Source organism: Streptomyces sp. NPDC004284, assembly GCF_042874035.1.
Taxonomy (GTDB): Bacteria; Actinomycetota; Actinomycetes; order Streptomycetales; family Streptomycetaceae; genus Streptomyces.
On the sequence record NZ_JBIAMJ010000006.1, the window covers coordinates 204,729 to 220,900 of the forward strand.

At 73.9% G+C, this 16,172-nt stretch carries 14 protein-coding genes; 6 read left to right on the forward strand and 8 right to left on the reverse strand.

Annotated elements, in window-relative coordinates:
- Window positions 1-4: 4 nt before the first annotated feature.
- From ACFYUS_RS17970 to argC, 4 genes are read right to left on the reverse strand one after another with little or no spacing between them, the layout of a single operon-like run.
- Window positions 5-1,210 carry an acetylornithine transaminase gene (locus tag ACFYUS_RS17970; protein ID WP_388852280.1) on the reverse strand — a complete coding sequence of 402 codons (1,206 nt, stop codon included), beginning with the start codon at window positions 1,208-1,210 and terminating at the stop codon, window positions 5-7.
- Window positions 1,207-2,130, reverse strand: coding sequence for an acetylglutamate kinase (argB, locus tag ACFYUS_RS17975; protein WP_388852283.1), 924 nt, complete (start codon window positions 2,128-2,130; stop codon window positions 1,207-1,209). The genes ACFYUS_RS17970 and argB overlap by 4 nt, the downstream gene beginning before the upstream one ends.
- Window positions 2,127-3,278, reverse strand: a complete 1,152-nt coding sequence (argJ, locus tag ACFYUS_RS17980) for a bifunctional glutamate N-acetyltransferase/amino-acid acetyltransferase ArgJ (RefSeq protein WP_388852286.1) — start codon at window positions 3,276-3,278, stop codon at window positions 2,127-2,129. The genes argB and argJ overlap by 4 nt, the downstream gene beginning before the upstream one ends.
- Window positions 3,275-4,303: an N-acetyl-gamma-glutamyl-phosphate reductase gene (gene argC / locus ACFYUS_RS17985; RefSeq protein ID WP_388852289.1), complete on the reverse strand. Its 1,029-nt coding sequence runs from the start codon at window positions 4,301-4,303 to the stop codon at window positions 3,275-3,277. Before argC ends, argJ begins: the two co-directional genes overlap by 4 nt.
- 797 nt (window positions 4,304-5,100) lie before the next feature.
- Here argC and ACFYUS_RS17990 point away from each other — a divergent pair.
- From ACFYUS_RS17990 to ACFYUS_RS18010, 5 genes are all read left to right on the forward strand, one after another.
- Complete coding sequence (locus tag ACFYUS_RS17990) at window positions 5,101-6,498, forward strand: hypothetical protein (RefSeq protein ID WP_388852292.1); 1,398 nt, start codon at window positions 5,101-5,103, stop codon at window positions 6,496-6,498.
- 170 nt (window positions 6,499-6,668) lie between these two features.
- Window positions 6,669-8,123, forward strand: a complete 1,455-nt coding sequence (gene argG, locus ACFYUS_RS17995) for an argininosuccinate synthase (protein ID WP_388852295.1) — start codon at window positions 6,669-6,671, stop codon at window positions 8,121-8,123.
- A 162-nt stretch (window positions 8,124-8,285) separates the two neighbouring features.
- The gene (locus ACFYUS_RS18000) at window positions 8,286-9,617 is read left to right on the forward strand and encodes a M48 family metallopeptidase (RefSeq protein WP_388852298.1); all 1,332 of its coding nucleotides are present in this window, start codon (window positions 8,286-8,288) and stop codon (window positions 9,615-9,617) included.
- Between the two features lie 87 nt (window positions 9,618-9,704).
- Window positions 9,705-10,697, forward strand: coding sequence for a sigma factor-like helix-turn-helix DNA-binding protein (locus tag ACFYUS_RS18005; protein ID WP_388852301.1), 993 nt, complete (start codon window positions 9,705-9,707; stop codon window positions 10,695-10,697).
- Between the two features lie 139 nt (window positions 10,698-10,836).
- Window positions 10,837-11,241 (forward strand): VOC family protein, encoded by a 405-nt coding sequence (locus tag ACFYUS_RS18010; protein ID WP_388852304.1) that lies wholly within the window; start codon window positions 10,837-10,839, stop codon window positions 11,239-11,241.
- Between the two features lie 36 nt (window positions 11,242-11,277).
- Here the strand turns inward: ACFYUS_RS18010 and ACFYUS_RS18015 are convergent, their stop codons facing one another.
- From ACFYUS_RS18015 to ACFYUS_RS18030, 4 genes are all read right to left on the reverse strand, one after another.
- Window positions 11,278-12,441, reverse strand: a complete 1,164-nt coding sequence (locus ACFYUS_RS18015; RefSeq protein WP_388852307.1) for a methyltransferase — start codon at window positions 12,439-12,441, stop codon at window positions 11,278-11,280.
- Window positions 12,442-12,504: 63 nt separating this feature from the next.
- A complete protein-coding gene (locus ACFYUS_RS18020; RefSeq protein ID WP_388852310.1) occupies window positions 12,505-13,080 on the reverse strand; it encodes a histidine phosphatase family protein in 576 nt (191 codons plus the stop codon).
- A gap of 69 nt (window positions 13,081-13,149) precedes the next feature.
- Window positions 13,150-13,611, reverse strand: a complete 462-nt coding sequence (locus ACFYUS_RS18025; RefSeq protein WP_388852313.1) for a GNAT family N-acetyltransferase — start codon at window positions 13,609-13,611, stop codon at window positions 13,150-13,152.
- Between the two features lie 104 nt (window positions 13,612-13,715).
- Window positions 13,716-15,152, reverse strand: coding sequence for a PLP-dependent aminotransferase family protein (locus ACFYUS_RS18030; RefSeq protein ID WP_388852316.1), 1,437 nt, complete (start codon window positions 15,150-15,152; stop codon window positions 13,716-13,718).
- On the opposite strand from ACFYUS_RS18030, the gene ACFYUS_RS18035 reads away from it, so the two are divergent.
- Entirely contained in the window at window positions 15,151-16,116 is a 966-nt protein-coding gene (locus tag ACFYUS_RS18035; protein WP_388852319.1) for a DMT family transporter, read from the forward strand. The two genes, ACFYUS_RS18030 and ACFYUS_RS18035, sit on opposite strands and share 2 nt — an antisense overlap.
- Window positions 16,117-16,172: the final 56 nt, after the last annotated feature.

Here is a 16,172-nt window from a genome sequence, read left to right on the forward strand (position 1 = left end):
CGTCTCATTCTCCGGTTCGTCCTTGCCCGTTCGCCTCGTCCAGGACCCCCGGCAGCGCCCGGAGGAAGGCGTCCGCCTCGGCGTCGGTGAGGACCAGCGGAGGCATGATCCGTACGACATCGGGGGCGGGCGCGTTCACCAGGAGGCCGGCGTCCTGGGCCGCCTGCTGCACCTGGGGTGCGAGGGGCCCGGTGAGCACGATACCCAGCAGGAGGCCCGCACCACGGACGTGGGAGACCAACGGGTGGCCCAGACCCTCGATTCCGGACCGGAGCCGCTCCCCCACCGCCTTCACGTGGTCGAGGGCCGCGTCGGCGGCGAGGGTGTCCAGGACGGCGAGTCCGGCGGCGCAGGCGACCGGGTTGCCGCCGAAGGTGGTGCCGTGGTGGCCGGGCGCGAAGAGCTCCGCGGCCTCGCCGAAGGCGACGGTCGCGCCGAGCGGCAGGCCGCCGCCGAGGCCCTTGGCGAGGGTCACGACGTCCGGGTCGACGCCCTCGTGGGCCTGGTGCTCGAACCAGTGTCCGCAGCGGCCGATGCCGGTCTGCACCTCGTCGAGGACGAGGAGGGTGCCGGTGGCGCGGGTGATCTCGCGGGCGGCCTTGAGGTAGCCGGCGGGCGGGACGACGACGCCGTTCTCGCCCTGGACGGGCTCGATGATGACGAAGGCGGTGTCCTCGGTGACCGCGGCCCGCAGCGCCTCCACGTCCCCGTACGGCACATGGGTGACGTCGCCGGGGAGCGGCAGGAAGGGGGTCTGCTTGCCGGGCTGGCCGGTGAGCGCCAGGGAGCCCATGGTCCGGCCGTGGAAGCCGCCGTCGGTGGCGACCATGTGGGAGCGGCCGGTGAGCCGGCCGATCTTGAACGCGGCTTCGTTGGCCTCGGCGCCCGAGTTGCAGAAGAAGACCTTGCCGGGGCGGCCGAAGAGGCCGAGGAGCCGCTCGGCGAGGGCGACGGGCGGCTCGGCGACGAAGAGGTTGGAGACGTGGCCGAGGGACGCGATCTGCTGCGACACGGCCTCGACGACCGCCGGGTGGGCGTGGCCGAGGGCGTTGACGGCGATGCCGCCGACGAAGTCCAGGTACTCCTTGCCGTCGGCGTCCCAGACCTTGGCGCCCTCACCGCGGACGAGCGGCAGCCGGGGGGTGCCGTAGTTGTTCATGAGGGAGCCCTGCCACCGCTGGGTCAGCTCCGTGTTGCCGTTGCCGGTCATTTCTCCCCCTGATCGTTCTGAGCGCCCCGGGCGTCCGGCACGACCATCGTGCCGATGCCCTCGTCGGTGAAGATCTCCAGCAGGATCGAGTGCTGGACCCGGCCGTCGATGACGCGGGCCGTGGTGACCCCGTTCCGTACGGCGTGCAGGCAGCCCTCCATCTTGGGGACCATGCCGCTGGAGAGCTCGGGCAGCAGCTTCTCCAGCTGGCTCGCGGTGAGCCTGCTGATGACCTCGTCGCTGTTCGGCCAGTCCTCGTAGAGGCCCTCGACGTCGGTCAGGACCATCAGGGTCTCGGCGCCCAGCGCCGCAGCGAGTGCCGCAGCCGCCGTATCAGCATTGACGTTGTAGACATGTCCGTCGTCCTGGGAGCGGGCGATGGAGGAGATGACCGGGATCCGGCCGTCCTCCAGGAGCGCCTTGATGGCGCCGGTGTCGATGGCGGTGATCTCGCCGACGCGGCCGATGTCGATCGTCTCGCCGTTTATCACCGGCTGGTGCTTGGTGGCGGTCATGGTGTGGGCGTCCTCGCCGGTGAGACCGACGGCGAGCGGGCCGTGCTGGTTGAGCAGGCCGACGAGCTCGCGCTGGACCTGGCCCGCGAGGACCATCCGGACGACGTCCATCGCCTCGGGGGTGGTGACCCGCAGACCCGCCTTGAACTCGCTGACCAGGCCGGCCTGGTCGAGGGCGGCGTTGATCTGGGGGCCGCCGCCGTGCACGACGACCGGCTTGAGGCCGGCGTGGTGCAGGAAGACGATGTCCTGGGCGAAGGCGGCCTTGAGGTCCTCGTCGATCATGGCGTTGCCGCCGAACTTGACGACGACGGTCTTGCCGTGGTGGCGGGTGAGCCAGGGCAGGGCTTCGATGAGGGTCTGCGCCTTCGGGAGGGCGGTGTGTTTCCGCGCGGTGTTGCTCATGACGAGTACGCGCTGTTCTCGTGGACGTAGTCGGCGGTGAGGTCGTTCGCCCAGATGACGGCGGACTCGGTGCCGGCGGCGAGGTCGGCGGTGATGACGACCTCCCGGTAGCGCATGTCGACGAGGTCGCGGTCCTCGCCGACGGAGCCGTTCCTGCAGACCCAGACGCCGTTGATGGCGACGTTCAGCCGGTCGGGCTCGAAGGCGGCCTTCGTGGTGCCGATGGCGGAGAGCACCCGGCCCCAGTTGGGGTCCTCGCCGTGGATGGCGCACTTGAGGAGGTTGTTGCGGGCGATGGAGCGGCCCACCTCGACGGCGTCGTCCTCGGTCGCGGCGTTGATCACCTCGATGCGGATGTCCTTGCTGGCGCCCTCGGCGTCGCCGATGAGCTGGCGGGCGAGGTCGTCGCAGACGGTCCGTACGGCCTCGGCGAACTCGTCCTGCGCGGGGGTGGCGCCGGAGGCGCCGGAGGCGAGGAGGAGGACGGTGTCGTTGGTGGACATGCAGCCGTCGGAGTCGACCCGGTCGAAGGTGAGCCGGGTGGCGCTGCGCAGGGCGGCGTCGAGGCCCTTGGCGTCGACGTCGGCGTCGGTGGTGAGGACGACGAGCATGGTGGCGAGGCCGGGGGCGAGCATGCCCGCGCCCTTGGCCATGCCGCCGACCGTCCAGCCGTCCTGGGTGACCACGGCGGTCTTGTGGACGGTGTCGGTGGTCTTGATGGCGATGGCGGCCTTCTCGCCGCCGTGCTCGGAGAGTTCGGCGGCGGCCGCCTCGACGCCCGGGAGCAGTTTGTCCATGGGGAGCAGGACGCCGATGAGGCCGGTGGAGGCGACGGCGACCTCGCCCGCGCCGATCTCCAGGACCTCGGCGACCTTCTCGGCGGTGGCGTGGGTGTCCTGGAATCCCTGCGGGCCGGTGCAGGCGTTGGCGCCGCCGGAGTTGAGGACGACGGCGGTCAGCTCGCCGTCGGCGAGGACCTGCTGGGACCAGAGGACGGGCGCGGCCTTGACGCGGTTGGAGGTGAAGACTCCCGCGGCGGCGCGGCGGGGCCCGGTGTTGACCACGAGGGCCAGGTCCGGGTTGCCGTTCGCCTTGATCCCGGCGGCGATGCCCGCCGCCGTGAATCCCTGCGCTGCGGTGACGCTCACGGAGCGACTCCAATCGTGGAAAGTCCGGTGGTCTCGGGGAGACCGAGGGCGATGTTCATGCTCTGGACCGCGCCGCCGGCGGTGCCCTTGGTGAGGTTGTCGATGGCGCTGATGGCGATGATCCGGTTCGCGTTGGCGTCGTACGCGACCTGCACCTGAACGGCGTTGGAACCGTAGACGGACGCCGTGGCGGGCCACTGCCCCTCGGGGAGCAGGTGGACGAAGGGCTCGTCCGCGTAGGCCTTCTCGTACGCGGCGCGCACGGTCTCGGCGGTGACGCCGGGCTTCGCGGTGGCGGTGCAGGTGGCGAGGATGCCGCGGGGCATCGGGGCCAGGGTGGGCGTGAAGGAGACGGTGACCCGCTCCCCCGCCGGTCCGCTGAGGTTCTGGATCATCTCGGGCGTGTGGCGGTGGCCGCCGCCGACGCCGTACGGGGACATGTTGCCCATGACCTCGCTGCCGAGCAGGTGCGGCTTGGCGGCCTTGCCGGCGCCGGAGGTGCCGGAGGCGGCGACGATGACGGCCTCGGGCTCGGCGAGACGGGCCGCGTACGCCGGGAAGAGGGCGAGCGAGACGGCCGTCGGGTAGCAGCCGGGGACCGCGACGCGCTTGGACCCCTCCAACGCGGCGCGGGCACCCGGCAGTTCGGGGAGGCCGTAGGGCCAGGTCCCGGCGTGCGGGGAGCCGTAGTACGTCTCCCAGTCGGCCGGGTCCACGAGGCGGAAGTCGGCTCCCATGTCGACGACGAGGACGTCGGGCCCGAGCTGCTCGGCGACGGCGGCGGACTGGCCGTGCGGCAGCGCGAGGAAGACCACGTCGTGTCCGGTGAGCTCCTCGGCGGTGGTGGGCGCGAGGACGCGGTCGGCGAGCGGGAGCAGGTGGGGCTGGAGGGCTCCGAGTCGCTGGCCGGCGTTGGAGTGGCCGGTCAGCGTCCCGATCTCCACGTGGGGGTGGGCGACGAGGAGACGCAGGAGCTCTCCGCCCGCGTATCCGCTCGCACCCGCCACTGCTACTCGTACCGTCATCGAAACCCTCCTCATGGATGGCATGACTATACGTGTCGCCGAACTTTTATGCAACGATGTGCCGGTCGGCGCGTCCGGCGTTCAGCGCTCCCGATATCCGGTCGTCCGTCGACGTACGGCCTGACAGGGTGTCCCCCATGCGTTCCGAGCCCGCGCACTCCGGACCCGTCCGCCACCACGACCACGGCACCTACCTCCTCCGGTTCATCGGGCGGATGCTCGTCGTCTGCCCGAAGTGCGGCGGCCGTGCGCTCGTCGCGCCCCGGCCCGGCCTCCCCGCACCGAAGTGCCTCAACACCCTGCTCTCCCGGCCCGTCGCCTCACCTGCGGCTACGGGGCCGTCGCCGAGTGGACGACCGAGCAGCGATGCACCGGTCCGGTCGGCTCGGCGGGCGACGGGGCGGTGGATCCCTTCTTCCTGCAGCCGCTCCGGCTCCAGACCCGCTGCGCGGGGCGGATCCTCTGGGCCTACGACGAGGAGCACGTCGACGCGCTCGCCGCGTACGTGGGCGCGCGGCTGCGCCACCGCCACTCCTCCCCGTCGATGGCGATGTTCGCCCGGCTGCCGCCCTGGACGAAGTCCGCGGACCGCCGCGACGAGGTCCTCGCCGGCTTGACCCGCCTCCGCGCCCTCGCCGAGCTCTCGGCTCCCGCCGACCGCTCGGACGCGGCCTGCGAACGCCGGCACCGCTCGTGCCACCACGGCAGCCGGCCGCTCCGGGGCGGGCCGCACCAGACCACGCCGCACAGCCGTACGCTCCCGTGGGACGTACGGGGAACGATGAACGGGGGAACTCATGGCGGCACATCACGCGGTGGACGGGCTTGCGAGCAATCCGGCGGCTCCGGCCGACGTACTGCTGCGGGTCCTCGCACTGTACGACGGCGACGACTGGATCGCGCGGCGGCTGTCCTTGCGCGCGTCGCTGCCCGACAGCGTGGCCGAGGCCATGCTCCACCATCCGGAGCGCCGGGTACGGGGCCTGCTCGCGGAGAGCGTGGCGGCCGACCCCGAGCTGCGCGCCCGTCTCCTCGACGGCCCGGCGTCGGACGCCATCCTGGTCGCCATCGGCCCTGAGCCCTACCGGGCCGTGGCGCCACCCCTGCCCGACCGGGCGTACGAGCGGCTGCTGACCCACGAGCGCGACGTGGTCCGGTACGAGACCGTCGAATCGGCCAGCGTGCCGGCGCACGTGCTGGTGCCGCTCGCCGGTCACGAGGACCCGCTGTTCCGGCGGGCCGCCTGCCGGCGCGTCTGGGGCGATCTCTCCGACGAGGTGCGTGCCGCGCTCCTCGCGGACGCGGACCCGGCGGTACGGACGGCCGCGTCCATGCAGGTCATGCACGAGGACGAGGAGCGTACGGCCGAGCTCGTCGAAGCCTTCGCGGACGACTGGCGGCTCGGGGACGTGCTGGAGCGGGGCCGGCTCGGGCGCGCCCTCGCCGAGCGCCTCCTCGCCGGGGGGACGCGGCTCGCGCAGCTCGTGCGCAACCCGGCCTTCCCCGCCGATCTGGCGGCGGGCCTCGCGGCGCACGAGGACCCCGCCGTGCGGCTCGCGGTCTCCGCCCGCCCCGAGCTGTCGGAGGAGGAGCGGGCCGCGATCGACTGGGAGGTCGGGCCCGAGGACCGGCTCGACACCCTGCGGTGGGTGTGGGACGCCCGCGAGGACCCGGACGTCCTGCGGCGTTGCGCGAGGTCGGCGCACACCTGGCTGCGGCGCAGCGCCGCGGTGTGCCGGGAGCTGCCCGAGGACTGCGTGGAGCTGCTGGCGGCCGACACGGACTTCGCCGTACGGCTGCTGCTCGCCGAGTGCCACCCGGTGGCGCCGCCCGAGCTGCTGCTCGACCTGTACCTGAACGGCACCCACCGGGCCACCGCCTCCCTGACCTCCCGGCCGCGGTTCCCGGCGGCGGGTCTCGCGGCGCGGTTCGCGGACGCGCCGGAGTGGGAGGCCCGGATGCTGGCTCTGCGCGATCCGGGGGCGACGCCCGCGCTCGTCGAGCGGCTGAGCCGGGACCCGGCGGGGTGGGTGCGGGGCACGGCCGCCTGCGACCCACGGCTTCCGGTGGCCAGGATCGTGGAACTGCTGGAGGATCCGAGTGTGGGGTCGATGGCGGCCTGCAACCGGGCGCTGCCGGTCTCGGAGATGCGGGCGCTGCTGGACCGGGCGGGCGTTCCCGACCTGGGGGCCTGAGCGGCTCCCCTGCCTGGGACCCGAGCGGCCCCCGCCCGGGGACCTGAGCGGCCCTCTGCCCGGGGCCCGAGCGGCTCCATGCCCCGGGCCCGAGCGGCTTCGTAAGTCTTCGAGCGCCTCCGGAAGAACCACCCTTTGCATGACCATGCGAGTTCATGCATAATCTTCCCATGTCCAAGGTCCTCACCTCCCTGCCCGCCGGCGAGCGCGTCGGCATCGCCTTCTCCGGCGGCCTCGACACGTCCGTCGCGGTCGCATGGATGCGCGACAAGGGCGCCATCCCCTGCACCTACACCGCCGACATCGGCCAGTACGACGAGCCCGACATCGCCTCGGTGCCCGGCCGCGCGAAGACCTACGGTGCCGAGATCGCGCGCCTGGTCGACTGCCGCGCCGCGCTGGTCGAGGAAGGCCTCGCCGCGCTCACCTGCGGCGCGTTCCACATCCGCTCGGGCGGCCGCGCCTACTTCAACACCACCCCGCTCGGCCGCGCCGTCACCGGCACCCTGCTGGTCCGCGCGATGCTGGAGGACAACGTCCAGATCTGGGGCGACGGCTCGACCTTCAAGGGCAACGACATCGAGCGGTTCTACCGCTACGGCCTGCTCGCCAACCCGCACCTGCGGATCTACAAGCCCTGGCTGGACGCGGACTTCGTGACCGAGCTCGGCGGCCGCAAGGAGATGTCGGAGTGGCTGCTCGCCCACGACCTCCCCTACCGGGACAGCACCGAGAAGGCGTACTCCACCGACGCCAACATCTGGGGCGCCACGCACGAGGCCAAGACCCTGGAGCACCTGAACACGGGCGTCGAGACCGTCGACCCGATCATGGGCGTGAAGTTCTGGGACCCGTCGGTCGAGATCGCCACCGAGGACGTCACGATCGGCTTCGAGCAGGGCCGCCCCGTGACGATCAACGGCAAGGAGTTCCACTCCCCCGTCGACCTGGTCATGGAGGCGAACGCCATCGGCGGCCGCCACGGCATGGGCATGTCCGACCAGATCGAGAACCGGATCATCGAGGCCAAGAGCCGAGGCATCTACGAGGCCCCCGGCATGGCGCTGCTGCACGCCGCCTACGAGCGCCTGGTCAACGCGATCCACAACGAGGACACCCTCGCCCAGTACCACAACGAGGGCCGCCGCCTCGGCCGCCTCATGTACGAGGGCCGGTGGCTGGACCCGCAGGCCCTCATGGTCCGCGAGTCGCTCCAGCGCTGGGTCGGCGCGGCCGTCACCGGCGAGGTGACGCTGCGGCTGCGGCGCGGCGAGGACTACTCGATCCTCGACACCACGGGCCCGGCGTTCAGCTACCACCCGGACAAGCTGTCCATGGAGCGCACCGAGGACTCGGCCTTCGGCCCGGTGGACCGGATCGGCCAGCTCACCATGCGCAACCTGGACATCGCCGACTCCCGCGCCAAGCTGGAGCAGTACGCGGGCCTCGGCCTGATCGGCACCGGCAGCCCCGCCATCGGTGCCGCCCAGGCGGCCGCGACCGGGCTGATCGGCACCATGCCGCAGATGCCCGAGGGCGGCGCCGAGGCCATCGCCTCCCGCGGCGAGGTCTCCGAGGACGAGGAGATGCTGGACCGGGCCGCGATGGAGTTCGGCACGGACTGACGCACGGCGCCACGACCGGGGAAGGCCGGTTCGACACCTTTGTGTCGGACCGGCCTTTTCGCTGGTCGAAGCGGTTCACGACGACCGCGGCGGCCCCGCTAGCGTCTGCCCGGAACGGAAGGGGGCGCGCCGTCGGAGCGCGCCCGGGGTGGGGAGTACGGAATGACGGAGACGGCACACGCGGCCCGGACGGCGGAGAGGGACTGCCCCGAGTGCGGGGAGCCCGTGGCCGAGGGCGGGCAGTACGTCACCTGGTGCACCGCGTGCGACTGGAACGTGGACCCCGAGGTGCGGGACGAGGAGTCTCCGGGACGGATCGAGCGCGTACGGCGGCGCCTCGCGCAGCAGTACGGGGAGCAGCTCCTCGCCGACCTCGCGGACCCGGCCGCCGGGGCCGAGCCCGGGGCGGCGGCGGACGGTGCCCGGACGGGGGCCCGGCGCGGGGTGGCCGGCTGGTTCGCGGCGGCGCTCGCGGTGACGGTCCACGGCGTGACCGTCGCCCTGCTCGCCGGCGGACTGTGGCTGCTCGTCGGCTGCTGGGGCAGGGGCGCCCTGCCCGTGCTCGGGGGCTTCCTGATCGCCCTCGCCGTCGTGCTCCGGCCCCGGTTCAGCCGCCTCCCGAAGGACGAGGGCCACCGGACGGTCCTGCGCCCGGCGGACGCGCCCCGGCTCTTCGCCCTGCTCGACGAGGTCGCCGGGACGGTCGGCACGGCGGGCGTACGGGCCGTGGTGATCGACGCCGAGTTCAACGCCTCGGTCAGCACGTACGGCATCCGGCGGCACCGCGTGCTCCACATCGGCCTCGGCCTCTGGGAGGCCCTGTCCCCGCAGGAGCGGATCGCCCTCCTCGGCCACGAGTTCGGGCACTACGCCCACGGGGACACCCGCCACTCCCTGCTCGTCGGCGGCGCCTTCCAGTCCCTCGGCACCTGGCGCTACACGCTGGCCCCGGCGCCCGCCCACACCCTGGTCGAGCACTTCGCGAACCTGGCGACCGCCCTGCCCCGGCTGCTCGTCGACGGCCTGCTCGTCCTGCTCGAACACCTGACCCTGCGCCAGTCGCAGCGCGCCGAGTACCTCGCCGACTCGACCGCCGCCCGCACCGCGGGTGCGGAGGCGGCGGCCGGGCTGATGGACCGGCTCCTCATCGGCGAGTCCGTCGCCGGCGCGCTCCGCCGGGAGTCCGTGGCGGCCCGGACCCGGATCGGCGGCGCGGCGCGCCGCGAGGATCCGGCCGAGGGCCTGTGGGAGCGGCTCGCCGCGCACGCGGCATCGGTTCCGGAGCGCGAGTACGAGCGGCTGCGCCGGGTCGCGGAGCGCCGCGGTCACCAGGTGGACTCGACGCACCCGCCCACCCATCTGCGGCACCGGCGGCTGACGCGGGGCACCCCGGGCGGGGCCCTGATCGTCCTGGACGCGGCGCGGGCGGCCGAGGTCGACGCGGACCTCGCCGAGGCGAAGCGGGGCGTGGCGCGGGAGCTCGTACGGCGCTGATCCCGCGAGCTCCCCGGACGGTCGCTGTCACATCCCGGCGGGTCCTCGCGTCAACGCGGTGACGGAACCGACGAGGAGTGAGGCGCCATGCACGACGACACGTTTCTGACCGCCCTGACCGGGCGTTTCGACGCCCACGAGGACCGGTTGCGGGCCGTCGCCCTGCGGATCACGGGGTCGCCTGCGGAGGCCGAGGAGGCGCTCGCGGCGGCCCGGGCTGGCCTCGGACAGGACGAGGGCGCGACGGTACGCGCCTGGCTGACGGCGGCCGTGGGCCAGGCATGCGTGCGGAAGGTCCAGGAGCGGAGGACCCACGCGTGGGGGCCGGGGCGGGGTGACGGGGCGCTCGGGCGCCTCGTCACGTCGGCCGACGGAGGTGGTGGGGGCGGAGGGGTCGACGGAGTCGGCGGGGTCGGCGGGCGCAATGGGCTAGACGGGCGCGATGGGCGCGATGGGCGCAATGGGCGCGACGGCACCGAGGGGTGCGATGGGGTCGAGGGGTGCGATGACGCCGAGAAGCACGAGGGGGTCGAGTCCCTGTGGCTGGCGTTGCTCGTGATGCTGGAGAGGCTCGGGGGCGAGGAGCGGCTCGCCTATGTCCTGCACGACGTGTTCGGGCTGCCGGCGCCCGAGACCGCCCGGATCCTCGGCGGCTCCCCCGAGGCGGCGGCGCGGCTGGCCCGGCGGGCCCGGGAGCGGATCCGGGGCGGCGGGGTGTCCCGTACCGAGGGCGAGCGGGAACGGCAGCGGGTGGTGGTGGCCCGGTTCCTGGCGGCCGCACGCGCGGGTGACGTCCGCGCGCTGGTGGCCGTCCTCGACCCGGGCGTCGTCGCGTACTCCGAGGGTGGACCGGTCCACGGGGTCGCCGCGGTCGCCGAGACGGCCGCCGCCTTCGCCCGGAGGGCGGAGGCGTGCCGGCCGGCGCTGGTCGACGGGGCCGTGGGCGCGGTCGGCTTCGCGGCCGGCCGGCCGGTCTCGGCGTTCGCGGCCACGCTGCGCCGGGAGCGGATCGTCACCCTCTCCCTCACCACCGGGGAGGACCGGGTACGCGCGCTCGACCTGGCCTTCCCCGACTGCTGACGCTCGTCGTCGGCCCGGCGCCCCGTCCGCGTCCCGGATCTCCCGGCCCTGGCCCCTGCCCCGCGTGTCAGGGTCAAGTCCGGGGCGGGAAGGGGTGATCCCCGAGGAACACCGCCACCTGGCGTCCTGGCCTTGAGACATGATCATCGATGCGCAGACCCACGTACGGGTCGCCCGCCCTTCGCGGGATCTCGCCGCCGCCGAGCGGTTCTACGTCGACGGGCTCGGCCTCGAAGTGCGGTGGCGGAGCACCGAGCGGGTGCCCGGGAGGCACGACCTGCTCACGGTCGGCCCCCGGGGCGGGGGCCGGCACTTCGAGCCGGCCTTCGATCCCGAGCACCCGGTGGAGCCCACGCCGACCGTCGAGGACCTGTTCGTCGTCCACCTCGGCGCGCCCGCCGAGGAGGAGCAGGTGGAGCGGCCGCTCGCCGCCGGCGGGACCCGGGTGCCCTCGCACCATCCGTACGGGGACGAGTACGGGGTCACCGTCGCCGACCCGGACGGGTACCGGCTCGTCCTGTGCTCCCGCTCCTGGAGCATATGACCGGGGCCGGTCCGCCCCTGGTCCGCCGGGTGGGCCCTAGTCCCTGCGGACCGCCCGCAGGACCACGAACTTCCGGTCGCTCGCGACGAGATCGCTGTTGCCGAAGATGCGGCGGAGCGTGACGTGGTAGCCGAGGTGGCGGTTGCCGATGACCCACAGTTCGCCGCCGGGCCGCAGGGCGCGCCGCGCGTCCGTGAACATGCGGCGGGCGGTGCGGTCGGTGGTGGCCTGATGGCTGTGGAACGGCGGGTTGTTGAGGACGAGGTCCACCGAGCCGGGGGCGAGTTCGGTGAGGCCGTCGCCGACGAGGAACTCGGCCTTGCGGTCCGTGCCCACGTGGGCGCGGAAGTTCTCCCGGGCCGAGGCGACCGCCTGGTACGACTCGTCGGTGAAGACGAGTTCCGCGTCGGGTTCGTGGAGGGCGATGGCGAGGCCGACGACGCCGTTGCCGCAGCCGAGGTCGGCGACGCGGGCGCGGCCGAGACCGCCGGGGAGGTTCGCGAGGAAGAAGCGGGTGCCGATGTCGAGGCGGTCGGCGCAGAAGACGCCGGCGTGGTTGACGACGGGCAGTCCGGGGAGACCGGGCGCGGGGGTGTCGGCCGGGAGGTCGTACGTGTAGGGCCACGGGTTCGGCCCGGGCTCGAGGGCCGGGTCGGGGGTGGTGTGGATGAGCCGGGCCTTCTTCACCGCGAGCGAGGTGCGGGTGGGGCCGAGGATCCGCTCGAAGAGCTTGAGCGTGGAGGTGTGGATGTCCTTGACCATGCCCGTGCCGACGATCACGGTGTCCTCGTGCACGGCGGGGGCGAGCCGGTGCAGTTGGTCCTCCAGGAGCGCGAGGCTCTTGGGGACGCGGACGAGGAGCACGTCGATCCGCTCGGGCGGCGGGTCCTGGGTGGTGAGCAGCCGGACGGCGTCCGGGGCGGCTCCGGCGCGCGCGAGGTTGGCCCGGGTCGCCTGCTCGCCGAGGTACGAGTCGGTGATCTGGACGAGTTCGCGGGGTCCCGCGGCCTGGAGCGCGGTGACGAGGGCTCCCCAGCGGTCGCCGAGGACGGCGACGCTGCCGGAGAGATCGGTCCCGGCCTCGGCGAGGTGCTCGAGGAGGTACTCGTCGGACGCGTCCCAGGCGCGGAGCTGGTCGCGCGGGTCCTCGGGGAATCGGGTCAGCGTGAAGGCGCCCCATGACGTGCTCAAACGGTTCATCGTGCTCTCAGGCTAGCCGGTCGGGGGCCCGGTTCCCCACCTTCGCGCGCGACCGGGGAGCCGTCAGCACAGGGCGGCGGTGAGGTGGAGGTGCCAGAGGCCGGGGCGGCCGGTGAGGGTGAGGGTGGAGAGGGGGCGGACGTCGACGTTCCAGTAGGTGGCGGGCGGGGCCTTGAGGGCGTACACGAGGGCGGCGCGTACGACGGAGGGTTCGGCGACGGCGACGATGGAGCCGTCCTCGGCGGGGCGGGTGTCGAGCCAGTTCCCTATCCGGGCGATGAAGGCGAGGAGCGGTTCGCCGCCGTGCGGGGCCGTGCGGGCGTCGGTGAGCCAGGCGTCGACGGCGGCCGGTTCGAGGGCGGCGACCTCGGCGAGGGTCAGGCCCCGCCAGCGGCCCATGTCGCAGTCGCGCAGCGCGGGCTGGGCGAGCGGGGCGTAGCCGAGGGCGGTGCCGGTGGCGCGGCTGCGCGGGGTCGGGGAGCAGTAGCGCAGTTCGGCCGCGCCGAGCGGGATGAGCGCGGGCGCGGCCTGCTGCACCTCGTACCAGCCGGCCTCGTCGAGCGGCCGGTCGTCGTCGAAGCGTTCGGCGAGCAGGGAGGAGCTGCGTGCCGCCGTGACGAGCGTCACCCGAAGACTCATGGCCGCGATCGTGAGGCCGGTGACCCTGCTGGTCAAGGGGTCATGTGGCGGGGTCCGAGGGGGTGGGGTTCACTGCTGCCCGAGAGACATCCACTTGTCCGGATTCTGCAGTGGCGTGAAACCGACCTTCTCGTACACGCCGTGCGCGTCGGCGGTGGCGAGCATGATGCGGCGCAGTCCGTACGGCGCCAGGTGGTCGCGGACGGCGGTGACGAGCGCGGTGCCGAGGCCGGTGCCGCGGGCCGGGCGGTCGACGTAGACGTCGCAGAGCCAGGCGAAGGTGGCGTAGTCGGTGACGACGCGCGCGTAGGCGCTCATCTCGCCGGTCTCCCGGTGGTAGGCGCCGAGGTTCAGCGAGCCCGCGATGGCGCGGTCCTGCTTCTCCCGAGGTCGGCCGAGCGCCCAGTAGGAGTCGGTGGAGAGCCAGTGGTGGACGCGGGCGGCGTCGACGCGGGCGGGGTCGGCTGAGATCTCGTACGCCCCGTGCATGACAGGGGTGCCGGGGGTGTCGGGGGTGGCGCTGTCGCTCATGGGCGAAGGCTTCCAGGGGCGGGCGGGGCTTGTCAGGCGAATTTGCCCCGGGCCGGGGACGGGGCGGGGCCGCACCCGGACGCGGTGCGGCCCCGCCGCCGGGGTCAGCCGGTGAGCTCGTCCACCGCCGTCCGCAGGCGCCGCACGCCCTCGGCGATCTCCGTGGGGCCGGCGACACCCGCGAAACTCAGCCGGATGTGGCCGGCGGGGGGCTCTGCGCAGAAGTAGGGGCGGCCGGGGGCGGCGGCGACCCCGGCGCGCAGGCCGGCGGTGAGGAGGGAGGCCTCGGGGAGGGTGTCGGGGAGGCGCAGCCAGAGGTGGTAGCCGCCGGAGGGGATGTACGGCAGGGCGAGTTCGGGGAGGTGACGGGTGAGGGCCGCGGTCATGACGTCCCGGCGGTTCTTGAGCTCCTGGGCGACGGCGCGGAGGTGGCGGGGCCAGGCCGGGGAGCCGACGAGTTCGAGCGCGGCCTCCTGGAGGGGCCGGGGGACGAAGAAGCTGTCGACGACCTGGATGGCGCGCAGTCGTTCCAGGACGGGCCCGCGGGCGGCGAGGGCGCCGACGCGGAGGCTCGCCGAGGTGATCTTGGTGAGGGAGTGGATGTGGACGACGACGCCGTCGGGGTCGTCGGCGACGAGCGGCGCGGGGAGCGGGCCCGCGTCCTCGTGGACGAGGCGGCGGGCGAAGTCGTCCTCGACGACGAAGGCCCCGGCGGCGCGGGCGATGCGGACGATCTCCCGGCGGCGCTCGGGGCGCAGCGCGGTGCCGGTGGGGTTCTGGAAGAGCGGCTGGCAGACGAAGACGCGGGCGCCGGTGGCGCGGAAGGCGGCTTCGAGGAGTTCGGGGCGCACCCCGTCGGTGTCGGTCGGCACGGGGACGGGGCGGAGTCCGGCGGCGCGGGCGACGGCGAGCATGCCGGGATAGGTGGGCGACTCGACGAGGACGGGGGTGCCGGGCGGGGCGAGGGCGCGCAGCGCGGTGCTGATCGCGGACTGGCCGCCGGCGGTGACGAGGATCTCGGCGGCGGTGACGCTGCCGCCGAGCTCGCGGGCGAACCACGCGCGCAGTTCGGGAAGGCCGTCGGTGGGCGGTCTGCCCCAGGCGCCGGGGCGGCGGCCGGCCCGGGCGAGGGCGGCGGCGAGGGCGCTCTCGGGCTGGAGGGAGGGGTGGAGGTAGCCGCCGTTGAACTCGATCACGCCGGGCGGGGGCGCGGAGAGGGTGACGAGGACGCCGGAGGCGTCGACGGCCCGGGGGACGAGTTCGGTGGCGGTGTCGGCGCTGAGGGCGACCTCCTGCCAGGAGGTGTCACCGACGACGGGGGTGGGGGTGCGCGGTGCGGCGCGGAAGGCGCCGGCGCCGGGGCGGGTGACGACGAGCCCTTCGGCGGCGAGCTGGGCGAGGGCTCGGGCGACGGTGACCGGGGAGACGTGGTAGCGCTCGACGAGCGCCCGACTCGACGGCAGCTTCCCACCGGGAGAGTAGCGGTCGAGCTCGGCCTTCAGGGATTTCGCCAGTTCCGCGACGCTGCTACGCTCGTGCATGAGAGCACACGATAGCGCTACTACCCCGACGACGATAGCGGTCACCGTCACCGGATCCCCGCGGCCGGGGTCTCCGCCCACCGGGTCCGCCCGCGCCACCGCCGCCCCCGGGACGAGCGGCACGCTGCTCGCCGGTCTCGGCGTGGTCGCCTTCTCGCTCACCTTCCCGTCGACCGTCTGGGGCCTGGAGAGCTTCGGCCCCTGGTCGCTGGTGGCCGTGCGCTCCACCCTCGCCGCGCTCATCGCCTGCGTCTTCCTCCTCGCGGGCCGGGTGCCGCTGCCCGAGCGCCGTCACTGGGCGGGCCTCGCGGTGGTCGCCTGCGGCGTCGTCATCGGCTTCCCGCTCCTGACCACGCTGGCCCTGCAGACCTCCACCACCTCGCACGCCGCCGTCGTCGTGGGCCTCCTGCCGCTCACCACCGCGACCGTCGCCGCCGTGCGGACCGGGCGGCGGCCGTCCCGTACGTTCTGGATCGCGGCCGTCTCCGGCGCCGTCGTGGTGCTGGGCTTCACGCTCCAGCAGAGCGGTGGCGCGGTCTCCACGGGCGACCTGTACCTCTTCGGGGCGCTGCTCGTGTGCGCGGCCGGCTACACCGAGGGCGGCCGGCTCGCCGCGCTCATGCCGGGCTGGCAGGTCATCGGCTGGGCCCTGGTCCTCTGCCTGCCGCTGATGTCCGTCGCCTCGGCCGTCGCGCTGTCGATCGAGCCGGTCCGCCTGACCGCGCACGGAATCATCGGCCTCGCCTGGGTCGCCGCCGGCTCCACCTTCTTCGGCCTGTACGTCTGGTACCGGGGCATGGCCGCGATCGGCATCCCCAGGGCCAGCCAGCTCCAGCTCGCCCAGCCGCTCCTCACCCTCTTCTGGTCGGTCTTCCTGCTCGGCGAGACCCTGCCGCTGGCCGCCCCGGTCGCCGCGGTGGCGGTCCTGGTCTGCATCGCCGTCACCCAGCGGGCGAAGAGCTGACGCGACGAATCGGGGCCGAACGGGCCACAATGGCAGAAGGAGGCCCTGCGCAGTAC